18 protein-coding genes are annotated in these 18416 nt (G+C 39.4%); 11 read left to right on the plus strand and 7 right to left on the minus strand.

Annotated elements, in window-relative coordinates; all coding sequences use genetic code 11:
- Positions 1–4: 4 nt before the first annotated feature.
- Both GVK91_RS20355 and GVK91_RS20360 read left to right on the plus strand, forming a co-directional pair.
- The gene (locus tag GVK91_RS20355) at positions 5–763 is read left to right on the plus strand and encodes an ABC transporter ATP-binding protein (protein WP_088162946.1); all 759 of its coding nucleotides are present in this window, start codon (positions 5–7) and stop codon (positions 761–763) included.
- Between the two features lie 107 nt (positions 764–870).
- Positions 871–1776 carry a class I SAM-dependent methyltransferase gene (locus GVK91_RS20360; protein ID WP_088162945.1) on the plus strand — a complete coding sequence of 302 codons (906 nt, stop codon included), beginning with the start codon at positions 871–873 and terminating at the stop codon, positions 1774–1776.
- Positions 1777–1855: 79 nt separating this feature from the next.
- Here the strand turns inward: GVK91_RS20360 and GVK91_RS20365 are convergent, their stop codons facing one another.
- The 3 genes from GVK91_RS20365 to GVK91_RS20375 form a co-directional block, all read right to left on the minus strand.
- Complete coding sequence (locus GVK91_RS20365; protein ID WP_159731105.1) at positions 1856–3634, minus strand: hypothetical protein; 1779 nt, start codon at positions 3632–3634, stop codon at positions 1856–1858.
- An 83-nt stretch (positions 3635–3717) separates the two neighbouring features.
- Positions 3718–4560 carry a formyltetrahydrofolate deformylase gene (gene purU / locus GVK91_RS20370; RefSeq protein WP_153847280.1) on the minus strand — a complete coding sequence of 281 codons (843 nt, stop codon included), beginning with the start codon at positions 4558–4560 and terminating at the stop codon, positions 3718–3720.
- Between the two features lie 37 nt (positions 4561–4597).
- A complete protein-coding gene (locus GVK91_RS20375) occupies positions 4598–6451 on the minus strand; it encodes a DNA topoisomerase IV subunit B (protein ID WP_120333218.1) in 1854 nt (617 codons plus the stop codon).
- 166 nt (positions 6452–6617) lie between these two features.
- Here GVK91_RS20375 and GVK91_RS20380 point away from each other — a divergent pair, with 166 nt between their 5' ends.
- Together GVK91_RS20380 and GVK91_RS20385 are read left to right on the plus strand one after the other, a co-directional pair.
- Positions 6618–7772: an SPFH domain-containing protein gene (locus tag GVK91_RS20380; RefSeq protein ID WP_159731107.1), complete on the plus strand. Its 1155-nt coding sequence runs from the start codon at positions 6618–6620 to the stop codon at positions 7770–7772.
- A 23-nt stretch (positions 7773–7795) separates the two neighbouring features.
- Positions 7796–8905 carry a hypothetical protein gene (locus tag GVK91_RS20385; protein WP_153847278.1) on the plus strand — a complete coding sequence of 370 codons (1110 nt, stop codon included), beginning with the start codon at positions 7796–7798 and terminating at the stop codon, positions 8903–8905.
- A 72-nt stretch (positions 8906–8977) separates the two neighbouring features.
- Here the strand turns inward: GVK91_RS20385 and GVK91_RS20390 are convergent, their stop codons facing one another.
- The 4 genes from GVK91_RS20390 to GVK91_RS20405 all read right to left on the minus strand — a co-directional run bounded on the left by GVK91_RS20390 (position 8978) and on the right by GVK91_RS20405 (position 12610).
- Positions 8978–9973: a hypothetical protein gene (locus GVK91_RS20390; RefSeq protein ID WP_159731109.1), complete on the minus strand. Its 996-nt coding sequence runs from the start codon at positions 9971–9973 to the stop codon at positions 8978–8980.
- Between the two features lie 35 nt (positions 9974–10008).
- The gene (locus GVK91_RS20395; protein ID WP_088162938.1) at positions 10009–11118 is read right to left on the minus strand and encodes a hypothetical protein; all 1110 of its coding nucleotides are present in this window, start codon (positions 11116–11118) and stop codon (positions 10009–10011) included.
- A gap of 10 nt (positions 11119–11128) precedes the next feature.
- Complete coding sequence (locus tag GVK91_RS20400) at positions 11129–11875, minus strand: hypothetical protein (protein WP_159731111.1); 747 nt, start codon at positions 11873–11875, stop codon at positions 11129–11131.
- 237 nt (positions 11876–12112) lie between these two features.
- Positions 12113–12610: a cupin domain-containing protein gene (locus GVK91_RS20405; protein ID WP_046671961.1), complete on the minus strand. Its 498-nt coding sequence runs from the start codon at positions 12608–12610 to the stop codon at positions 12113–12115.
- A 196-nt stretch (positions 12611–12806) separates the two neighbouring features.
- Between GVK91_RS20405 and GVK91_RS20410 the strand changes: the two genes are divergently transcribed.
- The 7 genes from GVK91_RS20410 (at position 12807) to atpH (ending at position 18408) form a co-directional block, all read left to right on the plus strand.
- Complete coding sequence (locus tag GVK91_RS20410; protein WP_159731113.1) at positions 12807–15032, plus strand: helix-turn-helix domain-containing protein; 2226 nt, start codon at positions 12807–12809, stop codon at positions 15030–15032.
- 83 nt (positions 15033–15115) lie between these two features.
- On the plus strand, positions 15116–15331 hold the full coding sequence (locus GVK91_RS27780) for an AtpZ/AtpI family protein (RefSeq protein WP_075994172.1): 216 nt from the start codon (positions 15116–15118) through the stop codon (positions 15329–15331).
- Positions 15328–15714 carry a hypothetical protein gene (locus GVK91_RS20420; RefSeq protein WP_075994171.1) on the plus strand — a complete coding sequence of 129 codons (387 nt, stop codon included), beginning with the start codon at positions 15328–15330 and terminating at the stop codon, positions 15712–15714. The genes GVK91_RS27780 and GVK91_RS20420 overlap by 4 nt, the downstream gene beginning before the upstream one ends.
- Positions 15715–15819: 105 nt before the next feature.
- Positions 15820–17016: a F0F1 ATP synthase subunit A gene (gene atpB, locus GVK91_RS27535; protein WP_227550270.1), complete on the plus strand. Its 1197-nt coding sequence runs from the start codon at positions 15820–15822 to the stop codon at positions 17014–17016.
- Positions 17017–17050: 34 nt separating this feature from the next.
- Complete coding sequence (atpE, locus tag GVK91_RS20430) at positions 17051–17239, plus strand: ATP synthase F0 subunit C (RefSeq protein WP_021188666.1); 189 nt, start codon at positions 17051–17053, stop codon at positions 17237–17239.
- A gap of 96 nt (positions 17240–17335) precedes the next feature.
- Complete coding sequence (locus tag GVK91_RS20435) at positions 17336–17836, plus strand: F0F1 ATP synthase subunit B (RefSeq protein ID WP_046671966.1); 501 nt, start codon at positions 17336–17338, stop codon at positions 17834–17836.
- 29 nt (positions 17837–17865) lie between these two features.
- On the plus strand, positions 17866–18408 hold the full coding sequence (atpH, locus tag GVK91_RS20440; protein ID WP_159731115.1) for an ATP synthase F1 subunit delta: 543 nt from the start codon (positions 17866–17868) through the stop codon (positions 18406–18408).
- The last annotated feature ends 8 nt before the right edge of the window (positions 18409–18416 follow it).

The following is an 18416-nucleotide window of genomic DNA, read 5'->3' on the forward strand; positions in this document are numbered from 1 at the left end:
TTTTATGATTCAAATCGAAGATATTAACAAGTCATTTGGAGACAATCACGTTCTGAAGGGTATCAGTGCAAATTTCGAACCTGGAAGAGTGAGTTTGATTATCGGAGGGTCGGGTTCCGGAAAGAGTACTTTATTGAAATGTATTGTGGGCCTGCATCAACCGGAAAAAGGAAAAGTGATTTTTGATGGCAAGGATTTTACTCGGATGAATTTTGAAGAGCGTGTTCCTATTCGAAAAGAAATAGGCATGCTTTTTCAAAATTCAGCGCTGTTTGATTCGATGACGGTCGAACAAAATATCATGTTTTCGTTGGACATGTTTACGGATATGTCCAAAGCGGAGAAATTGGATCGGGCAAATCATTGTCTGGAACAGGTTAATCTGGAGGGAAGAAATAAATTGTTTCCTGCGGAGCTTTCGGGGGGGATGAAGAAGCGGGTTGGAATTGCACGCGCAATTAGTATGAACCCCAAATACCTTTTTTGTGATGAACCCAATTCGGGATTAGATCCGGAGACTTCGATTGTTATTGATGAATTGGTGCTAAAAATTACACAAGAATTGAAATGTACAACAGTCGTTGTTACACATGATATGAATTCTGTGATGGGAATCGGTGAGTATATTTTGTTTCTCTATAAGGGACAAAAATTCTGGGAAGGTTCCAATAAGGATATGATGCGATCGGATGTGGAAGAATTGAACAACTTTGTTTTTGCAAGCCCATTAATGAAAAGTGCTAAGGCTTCTATGGGGCAATAACACGTGAGAAGAAGGCTTTATTGCGCTTAATTTTATGTGTTTGATCGGCGTTAGCATCGTGCAGATTTCTTTTATATTGAAATTTAGCTTAGTTTTGTCGGAAAATTTTGATTTTGGCAGCAACAAATATACAACTATTGACCCCACAGCATTGGAAGGACTATGAACTCATTGATTGTGGTGATTTTGAAAAACTGGAACGTTTTGGTGATTTAGTTTTAATCAGACCAGAACCTCAGGCTGTATGGCCTAAGGCATTGGGTGATCCAGAGTGGAACAAACGTTATCATATCAAATTCAAAGGTCGTTCGGCTACTTCTGGAGAATGGTTGAAGAAAAATCCAAAGGTCCAAGACCGTTGGCACATCGAATATAAAAATGAGGATGTGGCCATCAAATTTAGATTGGGCTTGACATCTTTTAAACACGTCGGGATATTTCCGGAGCAGGCTGTAAATTGGGATTATATCTCGGAATCTGTTCGCTCATTTAAGACGGAGAAACCGAAGGTTCTAAATCTTTTTGCATACACTGGTGGAGCATCTTTAATAGCAAAGGCTGCAGGTGCGGATACAACTCACGTCGATTCGATTAAACAGGTTGTTACCTGGGCTAATGAAAATATGGAAATTTCCAATTTGGATAACATTCGTTGGGTGGTTGAAGATGCTTTGAAGTTTGTAAAGCGTGAGCTGAAAAGAGGCAATACGTATAATGGGATTATTTTGGATCCACCGGCATACGGACATGGGCCGAAAGGAGAGAAATGGAAATTGGAAGATCACATTATGGAAATGATGACTGAGGTCGTTCAACTATTGGATCCTAAAGAACATTTCTTGATTTTGAATACGTATTCATTAGGGTTTTCTTCTGTTATTGTTGAAAATTTAATTAAGACGGCTTTTCCAAAAGTGGAAAACTTAGAAATAGGCGAGTTGTTTTTACAAGCAACTGCAGGACCAAAACTTCCACTTGGCGTATTTGGTAAATTCCGCAAAATAGCGAAGTAAGACTTGTCAAAAGATTCCTGATAATAACACGGGGCGCTTGTTTAAGCGCCCTGTGTTTGTTTAAAGTTATATTAGGGGGTTACATATGGATGTCTTTTAAACGTAGTGATGCCAGTTCAAGCTGTCTAGGTATCGCTGTGCTGATGTTGTGTGGAATAAGTGATAAGTGCTGGGTAAGTTCGTTGTAATAAGCTATTCCAGCTTGTAATTGTGCTTTGAATTTGGCTACATATTTTATTTTTTTATCGTTCATGATATTTTTATTGTCTGTGACATATTTTTGAATATGATCGATATAAAGGTTGAGTTCGTTGATCATAACAAAAGGTCTGTTTTCATTTTCAAAAACTGATATACGGCCATAGATGTGATCGATCATTTCCCGCAAAGAATATTGTTTTTTGAACCAGACAAGATTTGGACCTGGGCAGATGGATACAGCGGTCTGTTCTTTGCTATTCTGGATATTGTACTTGAGATAGGCGGGTGCTGCGAGCCCTTCACAAAGACAGGTTTTCTCTGTAATGGCGTCAAAGGCTTTATCGTATTCCGCAACGGACAGGTTTTGTTTTTGTAGTTCCTGGATCTTTTGATGTTGATATACGCGTGATGCGGTGCAGATCGGTTTATCACTAAACTCTGTGTTCGAAATAAGGTATTCTTTTTTACAAGGGCTACCGGGGCGCCCTTTTTTTATACGTTCCAATCGTAGGTGCTCCGCGCCACTTTGTCTGAAATTGTTAAAGGGAATTCCCAAGGGAGATGCTCCGCTACAGTAGAAGTCTTCTTGCTTGGCAGTTTCCAATGCTTTTAAGGTTTCTTGATCTACCGTGGTTGCTTCGGGAACCATCAGGAATGGGGAGCCCCATCCTACGGCATCGAATCCATAGTAGTCTAACAAGAACTGATGTTCTGAAGCAGTTCCCACACCTCCTTGAACTGTATATTTGATGATGGGGGGAGTTGTTAATGAGCGCTCTTGGGAAGTCCAATATTCGTGGTATATCTCGAAAAGTTCGGTTTTCAAACTTTCTTTTTTCTCTTTAAACTCTTGAAGGATTGGCCCTAGAAGAAAACCATCGGTTGCGAAAGCATGACCACCACAGTTCAAACCGGATTCTATTCTGAATTCAGACACCCATACACCGCGCTTAGCGAGATATTTTGCCTGGATGAGCGCCGATCGAAAGTCACTTACTTTCAAAACGATCTTTTTGTCAAATAGGCCTTCACTATTGGGGAAGAAACCCGGTAATTCAGCGAGGTAAGCATATAGGTGTGGATTCATCCCTGCGGAAAGAATAAGAGAGGAATGCAGTGTTGAATTTGCAAAACCACGTAAGGCTGCTGAAGCATCAGAATAACGCTGATCCAATAGGTTACTATCCTGGTAATTCATTTTATCTACTTTAGACATAATGTTAACATCGATGTCTCCCGCTTTGAGGTAATTGATCAATAGATCTTGCAGCTCGGTTTTAATCGCGCGATTGCTTTCAATTTCCATCGCATGATAAATTGGTTTTGAAGGGTGTGAATCGGGTAGAAGCTGAAAATATTTGGTAAGTTCGGAATTTTCGGTAAAGGGTTGACGCTTTAAGGCCTCGATTTGTCTATTGACCACAAACTGTACAAGATTGAGATAGGCCGTAATTCTCTTTGCTCGGTAATCGTCTTCTGTTTTAGCGATCGGACGATAGGAGATTTGATATTGTCCGCAGTAATAGCGGCGCATGCGCTCGATTAGTTCATCGTCAACAATAGACATTACGGAGGAGATGCCGTATTGTGCGACCTTAAGTGCGGAGTCGATGGAGAAAGCTAAGCCTAATACGGGGATATGAAAAGTATGCGTCATTCTTAAATATTTCTTTTACGAAATAATGGAGAATAACGCTGAAAAAAAGTAATGATTGTTTTATCGGGAAATGATTGTAATCACTATTCGAATACAATTGTCTTGTAATCGTTGCGCATCACACGATCTTCGCTAAGCAGACGAATTGCTCGGCTCAAAACAGCCTTTTCTATTTCTTTTCCGGCAGTTACCATATCTTTTACAGTATAGGTGTGGTTGACATGTCGTATATCCTGTACGATGATGGGACCTTCATCGAGCTGGTCGGTCACGAAATGCGCTGTGGCGCCTATGATCTTAACGCCTCTTGCATGGGCCTGCTTGTACGGATTGGCGCCAATAAAAGCGGGGAGAAATGAATGGTGTATGTTGACCAGTTTATTTTCAAAGGTACTGACAAACTGAGAAGACAAGATCCGCATGAACTTCGCCAAAATAATATAATCGAAATTATAGTTTTGGATTTGTGCGATCAGTTGTTTTTCGAATGTTTCCTTTGTCAGGTTTTCATGTGAGATACAATGAAATGGAATATCAAACTTTTCCGTAAAGGAGCGTAGTGATTCATAATTACCAATTACGGCCTGCACTTCTGCTCCCCATGTTTCGAAGTGTTGTCGTACCAGGATATCGGCAAGGCAGTGATGCTCTTTGGTCACGAGGACGACGATTTTTTTACGATTATTGGGGTTTATCTGTATTTGAGCGGATGGAGGAAGTACTTCGGCAAGGGAATCGGAAAGCTGTTTCTGCTCTGGCACGAGACCGTTACACACGACACGCACGAAGAATTTGTTGGCTTCTTCATCCACATATTCACGCATGGTGACAATATTGAGTTGAAATTTTGCTAGCGTATTAGAAATGTTGGCGACCAATCCAACGGCATCTTGACATTGGATCAGAATTAAGGTTTGGTTGTGCATGAAAGGTGGTTGTAGGTTGCTAAAAAAGCGGGTTATTTTAACCCGCTTTTTTTGTTAGTTCTTCTTCAAGGTCAACTTCAACACGTAGATTTTCGACAATATGCTTTTGTCGGTCTGGTGTGTTTTTGCCCATGTAATATTCTAATAACTGTTGAATTTTATTGTCTTTGGACAAGATAACCGGGTCAAGACGGATATCTTTTCCGATAAATAATCCAAATTCGGAAGGTGATATCTCACCTAAACCTTTGAATCGAGTAATTTCAGGTTTAGCGCCTAATTTTGCGATTGCTTTTTGTCGTTCTTCATCGGAATAGCAATAGATCGTTTCCTTTTTGTTGCGGACTCGGAAAAGTGGTGTCTGTAAGATGGAAACATGGCCAGCTTTGACAAGGTCTGGGAAAAACTGCAAGAAAAATGTCAATAACAACAGACGGATGTGCATTCCATCGACGTCGGCATCGGTAGCGATTACGATATTGTTGTAGCGTAATCCATCGAGACCGTCTTCAATATTAAGTGCATGTTGTAAGAGGTTAAATTCTTCGTTTTCATAAACAATCTTTTTGGACATACCGTAGGAGTTTAACGGTTTTCCTTTTAAACTGAAAACTGCCTGAGTCTGCACATCCCGCGATTTGGTAATTGAACCAGACGCAGAATCCCCTTCAGTGATAAACAAAGTTGTTTCTTGGTTACGTTCATTTTTATCGCTGAAGTGCACTTTACAGTCACGTAGTTTACGATTATGCAAAGAGGCTTTCTTCGCTCTTTCGTTGGCGAGTTTTTTGATACCGGCGATATCCTTACGTTCACGTTCAGATTGTAGAATACGTTTTTGAAGAGCATCTGCCGTAGCCGGATTTTTATGCAGGTAATCATCCAATGCTTTTTTGATAAAGTCACTAATGAACCCTCTTACTGTAGGACCTTCTGGACCGACACTCTGCGAGCCTAATTTAGTCTTGGTTTGAGACTCAAAAACAGGTTCTTGTACTTTGATAGCGATAGCACCAATGATCGAGGAACGAATATCCGATGCGTCAAATTCTTTTTTGTAGAACTCGCGAATTGTTTTGACAAGTGCTTCACGGAAGGCTGCCTGGTGTGTTCCACCTTGCGTGGTATGCTGACCGTTGACAAAAGAATAGTATTCTTCTCCGTACTGTTGACCATGTGTCATGGCAATTTCAATATCTTCACCACGGAGGTGAATGATCGGGTAGCGCATGGACTCGGCATCGATATTCCGTTCCAATAGATCTTTTAGACCATGCTCGGAAATAAATTTCTGATTATTGAAATTAATGGTAAGACCAGAATTTAAGAAGACATAATTCCAGATCATGTTTTCTACAAATTCAAGTCTATATTTATAATTTCGGAAAATCGAATCGTCCGGATAAAATGTTACTGCTGTCCCATTTCGTTGCGTGGTATCTTTTTGTTCATCGTTGATTAATTCTCCGTTAGAGAATTGGGCGATGCGCGTTATATTTTGACGATATGACTGTACGGTAAACTGACTGGACAAAGCATTTACGGCTTTTGTACCGACACCATTTAAACCAACTGACTTTTGGAAAGCCTTACTATCATATTTACCACCTGTATTGATTTTAGAAACAACATCAACCACAGAACCAATTGGAATACCACGTCCATAATCGCGTACGGAAACTTTATTTTCGTTTACCGTGATATCAATAATTTTACCAGCGCCCATAACAAACTCATCAATCGAGTTGTCAACGACCTCTTTCAATAAAACATAGATACCATCATCATAGGCCGAACCGTCCCCCAATTTTCCAATGTACATTCCCGGACGAAGGCGAATATGCTCTTTCCAATCCAGGGACCTAATGCTGTCTTCGTTATATGTACTCATAAATTAATGTAGAACTTAGCTAACAAAAGTAAAAAAAATAAACTACGATAAGTATTTAAAAGGCTAAATTTTTTAGATATCGATAGTTTGCGTGCTGCTGGAGAAAATTGCTGGTTTGCTGGGAAATGTTTACATTTAGTGTAAGTAATTGTAACGAGAATAATTTATGGGATTATTTGATAAAATCAGGAATGAGTTTGTCGACATTATCGAATGGGTCGATAATAGCACAGATACGATTGTGTGGAAGTTTCCACGGTATCAGAATGAAATAAAAATGGGTGCGCAGTTGACTGTGCGGGAAGGGCAGGCTGCGGTATTTTTAAATGAAGGTGTGGTTGCAGATGTCTTTCAGCCTGGTCGCTATGAATTGACAACACAGAATATGCCGATCATGACAACCATCAGAGGCTGGAAATATGGGTTCAATAGTCCATTCAAAGCCGATGTCTATTTTGTCAACCTTCGACAATTTGTCAATCAGAAATGGGGAACCAAAAATCCGATTATGCTGCGGGATCCTGAATTTGGACCAATTCGACTTCGGGCTTTCGGTAATTTCTCCTTTCAGGTGAAGGACGTTACTGTTTTTATGAAACAGCTGGTTGCGACGACGCCTGTTTTTACTGTTGAAGATATCATAGAGCAGCTTCGAAATATTGCGGTATCGCGTGGGATGGATGCTATTGCTGAGTCGAAGATACCAGCCTTAGACCTAGCATCCAACTACGATGAAGTTTCGGCCTTGATACAACAAAAAATTGGGGTTGATTTTGATGAGTTGGGTTTGAGCTTAACGAAATTCTTAATCGAAAATATTTCATTCCCAGAAGAGGTGGAAAAAGCCCTTGATAAGCGAAGCAGTATGGGGGTCGTTGGTAATCTAGGGGCATATGCCCAATTTCAAGCAGCTAATTCCATGGAGAAAGCTGCTGAGAATCCCAATAGTGGGGGGATCGTAGGTGCTGGATTTGGCGCCGGACTGGGGGCGGGAATGGTTGGTCAAATGGGCAATGTATTTCAGCAAAACAGCTTTGATGGGAATAATCCTGCCGGTACGGGCTCAGCTGCTGTGGCTTCGTCTGCCGGGGCAGTTGGACCGCCTCCATTGCCAAAAACGGCAGCTTATTACCTGGCCATTAAAGGTAAACAGGAAGGGCCATTTGATCCGGAACAGCTACGCGGTCTAGTAAAAGAGGGGACGATGACACTTGCCACCTTGGTTTGGAAAGAGGGACTTGAAAACTGGATTGAGGCTGAAAAGGTAGGCGAATTAAAGGATCTGTTTTCGCAGAACCCGCCACCGATACCAGGAGTTTAGGATAAAACGCACGACCGAGTTTTATGAGTTTTGAAGAAAAAACCTCCGAAATAGAGCAGGGGTTAAAATGCCAGGGCTGTGGTGCTATCTTGACTTATCAGCCTGGTACTTCCTATTTAGAATGTTCTTATTGTGGAACTAGAAATGAAATAGCGGACCCGATAGCGGAAAATGGGCATATTGAATCAACAGATTATAAAGTCTTTGGACAAGCAATGGAAGGAGTCGCCGATGAGCGCTATAGCTATTTGGCTGAAGTTGTGCATTGCAGTAACTGTGGTGCAAACTCGCGCTTGAATCCTCATGTTACAGCAGATTTATGTGCTTTTTGTGCTTCACCTTTGGTAATTGACCATCAGCAAAAGCGTATTGTGAAGCCACATGGTCTTGTTCCCTTTTCCGTTGATTACAAAAATGCTTTTGGGCTATTGACACAATGGGCCGGTAAGATATGGTTCGCTCCGAATGACTTTAAGCGAATTTTTAATTCAAGAAATGATCGTTTAAAAGGCGTGTATATACCATTTTGGTCCTATGATGCAGATGTACATTCTGATTACGTCGGGTCACGTGGAGAGTATTATTATGTGACGCGTACAAGACGCAATTCGGATGGTGAGACGGAAGAATACGAAGAAAGACGAACAAATTGGTATCCAGCTTCAGGTAGTATCTATAGTCAATTTAAGGATATTGTCATTTCGGGATCAACATCTCTTCCCGAAAAGTTCTCTGATAAAATCGGACCTTGGAATTTGGGCTATCTAAAACCTTTCAATGAGCAATATTTAAGTGGCTTTATCGCTGAAACTTTTAGTGTGGATCATGTAAAAGCGGCGGAAACTGCCCGGACTGTTATGGATCGGGAAATCGAACGTCAGGTTGAGAATGACATCGGTGGTGATACGCAGGATATTGATTCCATTGATAGCGATTTTAAATCCATTAAATTGAAGTATATTCTTTTGCCTGTGTGGTTATCTGCTTATCAGTACAAAGGAAAGAGTTATCAGATCATGGTCAATGCATTTAACGGTAAAGTTTATGGACAAAGACCTTATAGCTTTTGGAAAATAGCTTTTTTGGTGTTGGCAATCATTATTATTTTGTATCTATTGAGTTTTATGGGATAACAAAAAAGGTTATAAAAAAAGCGCTGTTCTCAATAAAAGAGAACAGCGCTTTTTTTATGTTAATCGTCTTGACTATTTGTTTAATGAAAGTAGGAATCCGATCGTGAAATTGGCATCCCAATCAAATACGAAGGTGTCGCAATTGGTTGCATCTTTAATTGCTTTATAGATGTTGACACCGCTCTTTGTTTTCACTTTATCTGTTTTGTAAGATGCTGGATCGTTCAAAACCGTAAAACGCTCTTCACCTTGGCGTGTTTGCGATGCTAATTCAAAAGGAACCCCGCCTATAATAAAACAAACTTCTCTTTTATTTGCTGGAATTTTTTCGCCTAATTTTTTTATTTCTGTATAGACCGCATCATCTTTGAGGTCTTTTTCATAATATTTCGCACCAGGTGCTTCTACCGATTTTGTGTCACCGTCGATCCAGGAGATTTTGGTGTTACCGGAGCCAATATCAACAACAAATGAATTGTCTTCGTAAGCTTTCGGAAGAACCGATTTTAACGCTAATTTTCCTTCCTGCTCTGCTGTAACCAGGTTGACCACAAAGCCCATTTTTCTAAGTTCAGCACTGATAATTGAAGTTTTAGGTTCTTTTTGAGCTCCGGAGCTAATAACGAAATGTATGTTTTTGGATTTGACGCCTTTGTCGAGCATCATGCCTATATAATCTTTTAATCCTTTACGGATGTCTTCCGTATTTGCCAATCCTTCGTATGCAAATGACTTTCCAAAGTCTTTGGAAATGATCTCCCAGCGATTTTCTTTGTCCATATTGACGACAAAGGAATTGAAACCCGAAGCGCCCACTTCAACGACGCCCTTGTATTCGCCGTCGACTGGTTTTTCGGGTTGATAGTTGAATGAACGAGTCGTTTCTGAGCCTGATGAAGGTGCGACCGCATGACCATTATTGCTTGTTGAATCTGTTGTTTGGACTGTCGAATTAGCATCAAATTTGCCCGATTGAATGGCCCAATAACCGATTGCGAGAATAGGTAAGGCGATGATAATTGCTTTGATTGGCCATCTTAATCTTGCCCATGTTGATTTTTCTTCCATGATGTTCGTATAATAAGTTTGATTTTAGTTAAATATTAATCGAGTAATGTAAATCCTTTATCTACTTTTTCTTCGGGTTTGAGTTCATAGCTAGCATCTGCCATTTGCGTTACGTTTAATACATTTAGATTACGTTCGTCAACTTTGCGGATAAACTCTTCCAGTTCACCTTGAGTAGGCGTGCCACCCACGGTGATGTTGTTGTTTTGATCCAAGAAATCAAGATTCGATCGGATAGAGGCAATATTTTGACTGATGGCACCTGTTGCTGCATTCATGGCCTCCTGAAATGCCCAGCCATCTTTAATATTGAAAACATCGGCTAGGCCATCGGTGGCATTTTTCATCTTTTGAGTGGCTTCTAGCTTCTTGGAAATGATGGAAATGCTGCTATCCAAGGTGCTGACATAGATACGCGCTGCGCTTTCATTATCTTTTAGGACTTCCAATACTTTTGCAAATTGATTGGCATATTGGACATAACTGCGCGCATTTTGCTCTTCAGATTCACCTTCTTTTCCCAATAGAAATGCTTTGGTACGTGTTTCTTTGGCATCTCTTGCATAAGCATTTGCCTTCTCTGCATTATTTTTGCTCGTTTCCTCTTTTGATTTCTCGTCGAGATTAGCCGCTTCAGCGGTGAAACGTTTCGCATAGGTGTACTTCTCTTCGGCTGTTTTTTGAGCAGTTTCACCGCTTTGAATCATGTCGATGCGGACACCGTCTACATTGCTGATTTTTTCCTTCACACGTTTCAGGGTGTCTTTTGCATCTCTTGATAACAGTTGTAAGGTTTCGATAGGGTTATTTCTAATGATGGATTTTTCACCTTTAAAAAGTAGGACGGTTCCCAATCGGTGCAATAGCGCAATGATCTTTGGAGCTAGCAATAATAAGGTAATCAGGATTATACTGAATATCACAAAAAGTATACTTTTTCCGGCATATTCCAACATAATCGGTAAGTACTTGAAAAAAGCAAAGGCTCCACCAAGTAAAAGTGCCCAAAAGAAGATCGACGAAGCTGTCTTCTTCGCTTCTGGTGATTTTAATTGTGCAGGCAAATGATCGCCCAGTACTTGAAATATCGGAAGTTGCGTCTTTATCTCAGCGGGAATATTAACATACTGATCTTTTCTTTCCATTGATTTATTTTTATGTTATTGATTGATTAATCATCTGCAATGCAGTGTTGATTTCGGTGACCACTTCATCAACGGCCGCGTTGCCGATGTTTATTTTTTGTTCGATATCTTTAATTCTTGGTTCGTACTTTTCATTAATTTGTTCCAAAGCGACTTGTTTTTTCTGTAGATCATCTTGCAATTTGGCGATATTCTCCGTTATTGTTTTGATTTCGGTGTTCAGATTTGCAATCTCCATGGTTCGGTCCTGTTCAGTCTTTTTCTTTTCAGCCTGTTTTTGTTCCGATTCTTTGGCAATGGTTTCTTTCAATTTATTAGCATAATTTGTGCCAGTTGCTACCAGTTTATCCTTGGTTAACGAACTGTCTACAAATTTCAGTGAAGTATAGGCTGCTTTTAATGTGTTTTCCTCTACTTTTCCCATTGCAGCAGCAGCGTTCCACACTTCGAAAAAATCTACACCTTGCTCGTTGAGTTTTTCAAGAATGGCATAGACCTTTAATTTCATTTCTTTGAGATCGGTTGTTCCATCATTGGCTGTTATAGGGATTGGGGGCGGTGTCTTTCCAGTTGGAGCCTGAGCCGTGGGCGATGAATATGCCGGTGGTACATGGAGTCTTTCAGGAGCAGCATTAGTGCTCGGAGTCGGGGGGGCTTGTACCGGTGGAGTTTGCTGCGGCTGATCGTCCTCAAAAATTAATTTCTTTAGACTGTTTAATATACTGGATCCTCTTTTAGTATCGTCGTTGCTCATCATGTCATAGTTGATTATATCTCTACTAAAATAATAAAAATTAATATTCTCTTCTAATGAATTGCGCTATGGAATACCCGAAATGGACATGGGGGTGATAGGAGCTTGAATAAAAGCGATGAAATGCAAAGTAGGGGGAGTGAATTGGCCTCTATGGCACTTTATGTTTAGGGTAAAAACAAAGATTCCCAATTGTTGATTGGGAATCTTTGTTTTGGCGGTAACGGTCCTGTGGGACTATTATCTGCCAAAATCATCTTGTACGCGAACAATATCGTCTTCATCAGAAGGGTTGTTGGCATCTGTGTGCTGCCAGATCTCGGCTAGAATACCGAAGCCATCCAATCCAATTAAACGGTGACGTTGCCCTTGACGCAATCTAATCGTTTCGCCTTCTTTCAATGTTGAAACAACCGATTCTTCATCTGTGTCAGAAACCATAACGCCTACGTTACCTTGGATAACACGCCAGATTTCGGCACGACGGTGGTGATATTGCCATGAAAGTCTTTTCTCTGGTGCAACAATTAAAATTTTTGGACTTAATTTCCCTGAGATTCTTAACTCTTGTACATCCATTCCGCCGAAGTATTCATCGGCAAATTCTTGTGCTTGGGATTCGTCAATAACGAAAAATCCTCCCCAAGGGCGTGCAGCATCTGATTTATCAATACGAAAACCTTTGGATGTCAGCATTTCCTGTACTTTCTCAAACAATGCGATTTTATCTATAGCCATATTAAAAATTCTAAAAATTTGTTATTCGTTAATTCAGTTGCTAAATATAAAAAAAATCCATTAATATTTTAAGTTAACCGTTTTAGCTTTATCTAAATACGTTATAATGGAGCGGTTTTAGGTGTCTTAAGCTATAATGTGTCGCGTGAAGTTAAAAATGAAATTGCTAATTTTGTGATCAATCTAATTTCAGGATATGTCAAACTTTCAAGTCGATCGAGAAAATACTGCATTTATGCAGGCTGTTGCTTTTGTTAACCAAACGAACCAGAACGTATTTATTACAGGAAAGGCGGGTACAGGAAAAACGACGTTCTTGAAGTATATCCGTGAGCATAGCTACAAGAAGATGGCTATTACGGCTCCTACGGGCGTCGCGGCGATGAATGCGGGCGGGACCACTTTACATTCTTTATTTTGGCTTCCTTTTGGAACCTTTATAGAAGATTATGAATTACGTTGGGACGAGCAGGATAGTCATATTTACAATAAATCACGTTTATTCAGTACGATTAAACTGACCAAGCAGCGCAGGGCTATCTTGCAGGAACTTGAGCTATTGGTGATTGATGAGGTTTCAATGGTCCGTGCAGATACATTGGATGCGATTAATGTGATCCTGCAATCTGTTCGTCGCGATATGCGACCTTTTGGTGGGTTGCAGGTTCTGTTTATCGGAGATTTGTATCAGTTGCCACCAGTTGTGAAAGACGCCGAATGGAATGTTTTACGGGATCATTATTCTTCTGTTTTCTTCTTTAACGCTAAAATTTTAAGAGATAATCCCTTGGTGATGTTAGAGCTTAATAAAATCTATCGCCAGCAAGATGAGGGTTTTATTTCCATTTTGAATGCCATACGAAACAATCAGTGTACAAGTGACATGCTCACGACCTTAAATGGTTACTATGAAAAAGACTTCGTCCCAAGCGAAGCTGAGCAGTATATTACATTGACCTCCCATAATCGAAATGCTGATGAAATAAACGGAGCCAAGTTGGCGTCATTATCGGGTAAAATGTTAAATCTTAAGGCAGTTGTAAAGGACGATTTCGCGCAGGGTTCCTATCCTGCTGAAGAAACGTTGTCTTTAAAAATAGGGGCACAGGTGATGTTTATTCGAAACGATTCGGGAGATGAACGTAAATATTACAACGGAAAGATCGGTACGGTAAAGGACATCGATACTGTGCAGGGCACAGTAACGGTTACATTTCCTGATGGGTCGGAATCTGTAACGGTAAAAAGGGAGACCTGGGAAAATATTCGGTATAATTACGATAAGGGGCAAGATCAGATTAAGGAGGAGATATTGGGTACATTTTCGCAATTTCCACTTCGACTGGCTTGGGCTATCACCATTCATAAAAGCCAGGGCTTAACTTTCCAAAAAGCAATCATCGACGCGGGGACCTCTTTTGCCGCGGGACAGGTATACGTTGCATTGAGCCGTTTAACGAGTTTGGATGGACTTGTATTAAAATCGATCATCCCTTCTTATGCCATCCGTACAGATTATCAAGTTGTTGAATTTGCGCAGCGTACTCAGGGTCAAGCTGATATCAATGAAATTCTAGAGCAATGCCAACGGAATTATCTTGGCCAGATTTTAATGCACGGTTTCCGTTGGGACGGTCTATTGGCCGAGACTTCTGAGTTACTGAAATCACTTGAGGAGCGTAATATTGATGGAAAGGAACAAGCATTACTATTTTTTCAACAATTGGTCAAGCACCTTCAGACCCAAGAGAAAGTTGCACATAAGTTTATTGTTGTACTGTATGATTTGTTGCGGGATAAAAACGCGATCGATTATGACGTAATCTGTGAGCGTTCTACTGCTGCGGTCAATTGGTTTTTACCGAAAATGGATGTAGATCTGATTGAGGCTTTAACCAAACATATCGAAGAGTACCAGATACGAAAACGTACGAAGAAATATATTGACGAGTTAAAAGCACTATTGCTTGATTACAAGCGAAAACGCGAGCAGTTGCAACATTGTCTGCTTATTGCTGAAACGCTTTCAAAACGGGAAGATTTTCAAACAGCGATGCTCGATGTTGCTGCCAGTGTGAAGACCAAAGAAAAAGATGAATTGGCTGCGCAAAGTGCAGATGAAGAAGGACCTAAGAAGTTGGATACAAAGGATATTTCCTTAGAAATGTTTAAGGATGGTATGAGTATTCCTGATATAGCGGTTAAGCGTGGGATGGTTGCGGGTACGATATATGGACATTTAATTAATTTTGTTGGTACGGAAGTGGAAGCAACAGAGTTGATCGAACAGGAGAAGTTGGATCGTATTCTTGGTGTTATTCGTGCAAATCCGGATAAGTCTTCTTCGGAACTTAAAATGCTTTTGGGGGCGGATATTGATTATCCGGATATTAAAATTGGACAAAAAGTTTTGGGATTGTAGGCAATAAAAATTTATAGCGTATATTTGTAACAAATTGTGTGATATAGTTTGTTGAAAGCCCATTGATAACCTTAAGATTGCTTATGGAAAACAAGAAAGATCCTAACAAGTGGCTTGTGCTGACGACTATTTCAACCCAGATGGTTTTTACCATTTACGCATTTTATTTATTGGGGGATTGGCTGGACGGTAAGTTTCATGCTGAGAACCAACTATGGATGAAGATCTGTACCCTTGGAGGGATTGGAATTTCTCTATATCAAGTCATTAGACAAGTGAATCGATTAAACGATAGATGATAGTATATATAAAGCAGGCCCTTATTTTATTTTTTGTTGCGGTATTAATTTTTGCCGTTCATTTCTTTTTGTTAAAGTCTTTTGATGGTATACATTCCCTGGAAGATCTACATTTTCCATTGTATGAAATTTATATTTTTCAACTGATATTATCCGTGATCATCATGGTGGGGATAAGTTACTGTTCGCAGAAATTTCCGCAATATGTTGGTTTTGTTTTCTTGGGACTATTGACTTTAAAGTTTGTCCTGAATTATGTATATATCCATAATGGGTTGGCAAAACCGCAGGCTGATATTTTAAAATATAACTATTTGATCGTTGTCGTTTTATTCCTTTTTTACGATGTTATATTTGCTTACAAGGCTTTAAACAAATCCTAAGGGAGAAAACGATAGTTTTTTCAAAAAAATGTAATATTAAAGTAGCTTTTGTGCTTTATATATAGTATTTTCGCAAAAAATTTTAAATAACATAATAGTAGTATCGTGAGTCTTAAAAGAACACTTCAATTTTTAGCAGTTATTCTGTTTGCAGTTGCGCCATTTTTAACAAAGGCGAATGAGGATGCACACGGAGAAAAATCGCAGGCTGAGGAAATCAATAGCCATATTGAGCATCACTTACAAGATGATTATTATTTTAGCTTCTTTTCGGATGAAGAGACAGGTAAACATTATGGTTTTTCATTGCCGGTAATTTTGATCGATAATGGCTTGAAAGTTTTTATGGCTTCGGCATTCGATCACGGTAATAAAGTTGCTGAGGTTGATGGCCAATATTATGCATTGTATCACGGGAAAATTTATAAGACTGATGCTACTGGTAATTTGACTGGTCATGAGTATCGTAAAAATGCTGATGGTAGTTATGTTATGACTATAAATGAAGATGGAAAAGAAGAGAAAAAGGAATTTGAAACTTCTTATGTGATTGGTTCTCATGAAATTCATGATGCTGTTGATTTTCATCCATCTGTAGCGATGCCTTTAGATTTTTCGATCACTAAAAGTGTTGTTGGTTTGTTTTTGGCTGCATTTTTAATGTTTTGGGCATTTATTAGTTTGGCTAAAACATATAAAAAAGGCGCTAACAATTTACCTAAAGGTGTTGGACGTGTATTGGAGCCTTTGGTTATCTATGTACGTGATGAGATGGCTATTCCAAACATTGGTCATCGTTACAAGGAATTCATGCCTTATTTATTGTCTGTATTCTTTTTGATCTGGATTTTAAACTTGGTTGGTTTGACACCACTAGGGTTTAACGTTACAGGAAACATTACAGTAACTTTATGTTTGGCTCTTTTTACATTCTTAATTGTTAATATCAAAGCAAACGCAAACTACTGGAAGCATATTTTTTGGATGCCAGGAGTTCCGGTTCCATTTAAATTTGTTTTAGCGCCAATTGAGGTATTGGGATTGTTTACAAAACCATTCTCTTTGATGGTACGTTTGTTTGCAAATATTACAGCTGGTCACACGGTCGTAATGGGACTGATTGCAATTGTTTATTTATTGCAACACCAATTGACAGTAGTGGGTAGTATCGGTGTTTCCATGTTCTTGACAATCTTCTTGATGGTTATCGAATTATTGGTAGCATTCTTACAAGCATTTATTTTTACGATGTTGTCATCCTTATTTATCGGTATGGCTGTTGAAGAACATCACGATCATTAATTAGTAAATTTTTTAATTATTCAAATCATACATTATGTACAATTTAATTGGAGCCGGTTTAATCGTTATCGGTGCAGGTTTAGGTTTAGGTAAAATTGGTGGTTCTGCAATGGAAGCTATCGCTCGTCAACCAGAAGCAGCATCTAAAATCCAAACTGCAATGATTATCATTGGTGCCTTACTTGAAGGTTTAGCATTCGGTGCTTTATTATTAGGTAAATAGTCACAACGGTTTTATGGTATAACCTGCAACGGTTGGTTGCAGGTTATATTATTCCTGAATCTTAAAAAATAAGAATTATCATTATATAGTATAACAATGGATAAATTAATACATTCGTTTTCGTACGGTTTGTTTTTTTGGATGGTCATCGTCCTTGTGGTTATTATCTTTTTATTAGGTAAATTCGCATGGAAACCAATTGTTGATGCCCTAGACGAACGTGAAAAAGGTATTGCAAGTGCTTTGGAGGCTGCTGAAAAAGCTAAATTAGAAATGGCTCGTTTAACAAATGAGAACGAACAATTACTAAAAGAAGCTCGCGCAGAACGCGATGTTATCCTTAAGGAAGCAAAAGAACTTAAAGATAAGATTGTAGCTGAGGCAAAAACTCAGGCACAGGCTGAAGGTGCAAAATTGATTGCACAAGCAAAAATCGAGATCAACGAACAAAAGAATAAAGCTTTGGCTGAGGTTAAGTCTCAGGTCTCTTCTTTGTCTTTGGATATTGCTCGTAAAGTGTTAAACAAAGAATTTGAGGACCAAGGAAAGCAAGAAGCTTTAGTAGCAGATTTGCTTAATGACGTTAAATTGAACTAATCCGGTCACTCAAATTACGAAATAGAATTATGTCAGTATTTAAAGTAGCATCAAGATACGCTAAGTCATTAATCGACTTGGCTAGCGAGCAAGGCTCACTGGAAACAATCAAGGCGGATATGGATTCATTCATTGCTGTTTTGAAATCCAGTACAGAATTGCAAGCGGTTTTTGCCAATCCTATTGTTCCTTTGGACAAGAAGAAAAACATATTGGATGCGCTATTTAAAGATAAGATCAATCCAAATATCTTGGCATTCTTTAAGATCATGATCAATAAAGGTCGTGGCGAGATTGTTTATGCCACTGCTCAAGAATTTATTCGTGAGTACAACGAGGTAAAAGGAATTGTGAAAGCTACAGTTACATCTGCAGCGCCGCTTTCTGAAGCTAATTTGGTAGCGATGAAAGATGTACTTGCGAAAGAAACCAACGCTCAAGTGATATTGATCAATAAAGTTGATCATAGTTTGATCGGTGGATTTGTAGTCAATATCGGCGATCGCCAAATTGATGCAAGTATTGCTGGTAAGTTGAATAAATTGGAAAGATATTTGAATCAGAATAATTAATTTGTTCT

Source organism: Sphingobacterium sp. 18053 (genome assembly GCF_902706145.1).
Taxonomy (GTDB): Bacteria; Bacteroidota; Bacteroidia; order Sphingobacteriales; family Sphingobacteriaceae; genus Sphingobacterium; species Sphingobacterium paramultivorum.

Bases quoted from the DNA above. Each gene is read 5' to 3' on its own strand.
- GVK91_RS20380 (WP_159731107.1), top strand. From the start codon at position 6,618: ATGGGATTATTTGATAAAATCAGGAATGAGTTTGTCGACATTATCGAA.
- GVK91_RS20410 (WP_159731113.1), top strand. From the start codon at position 12,807: ATGTCAAACTTTCAAGTCGATCGAGAAAATACTGCATTTATGCAGGCT.
- atpE (WP_021188666.1), top strand. From the start codon at position 17,051: ATGTACAATTTAATTGGAGCCGGTTTAATCGTTATCGGTGCAGGTTTA.
- GVK91_RS20385 (WP_153847278.1), top strand. From the start codon at position 7,796: ATGAGTTTTGAAGAAAAAACCTCCGAAATAGAGCAGGGGTTAAAATGC.
- GVK91_RS27780 (WP_075994172.1), top strand. From the start codon at position 15,116: ATGGAAAACAAGAAAGATCCTAACAAGTGGCTTGTGCTGACGACTATT.
- GVK91_RS20435 (WP_046671966.1), top strand. From the start codon at position 17,336: ATGGATAAATTAATACATTCGTTTTCGTACGGTTTGTTTTTTTGGATG.
- GVK91_RS20400 (WP_159731111.1), bottom strand. From the start codon at position 11,875: ATGATGAGCAACGACGATACTAAAAGAGGATCCAGTATATTAAACAGT.
- GVK91_RS20365 (WP_159731105.1), bottom strand. From the start codon at position 3,634: ATGACGCATACTTTTCATATCCCCGTATTAGGCTTAGCTTTCTCCATC.
- atpH (WP_159731115.1), top strand. From the start codon at position 17,866: ATGTCAGTATTTAAAGTAGCATCAAGATACGCTAAGTCATTAATCGAC.
- GVK91_RS20420 (WP_075994171.1), top strand. From the start codon at position 15,328: ATGATAGTATATATAAAGCAGGCCCTTATTTTATTTTTTGTTGCGGTA.
- GVK91_RS20405 (WP_046671961.1), bottom strand. From the start codon at position 12,610: ATGGCTATAGATAAAATCGCATTGTTTGAGAAAGTACAGGAAATGCTG.
- GVK91_RS20395 (WP_088162938.1), bottom strand. From the start codon at position 11,118: ATGGAAAGAAAAGATCAGTATGTTAATATTCCCGCTGAGATAAAGACG.
- GVK91_RS20355 (WP_088162946.1), top strand. From the start codon at position 5: ATGATTCAAATCGAAGATATTAACAAGTCATTTGGAGACAATCACGTT.
- purU (WP_153847280.1), bottom strand. From the start codon at position 4,560: ATGCACAACCAAACCTTAATTCTGATCCAATGTCAAGATGCCGTTGGA.
- GVK91_RS20390 (WP_159731109.1), bottom strand. From the start codon at position 9,973: ATGGAAGAAAAATCAACATGGGCAAGATTAAGATGGCCAATCAAAGCA.
- GVK91_RS20375 (WP_120333218.1), bottom strand. From the start codon at position 6,451: ATGAGTACATATAACGAAGACAGCATTAGGTCCCTGGATTGGAAAGAG.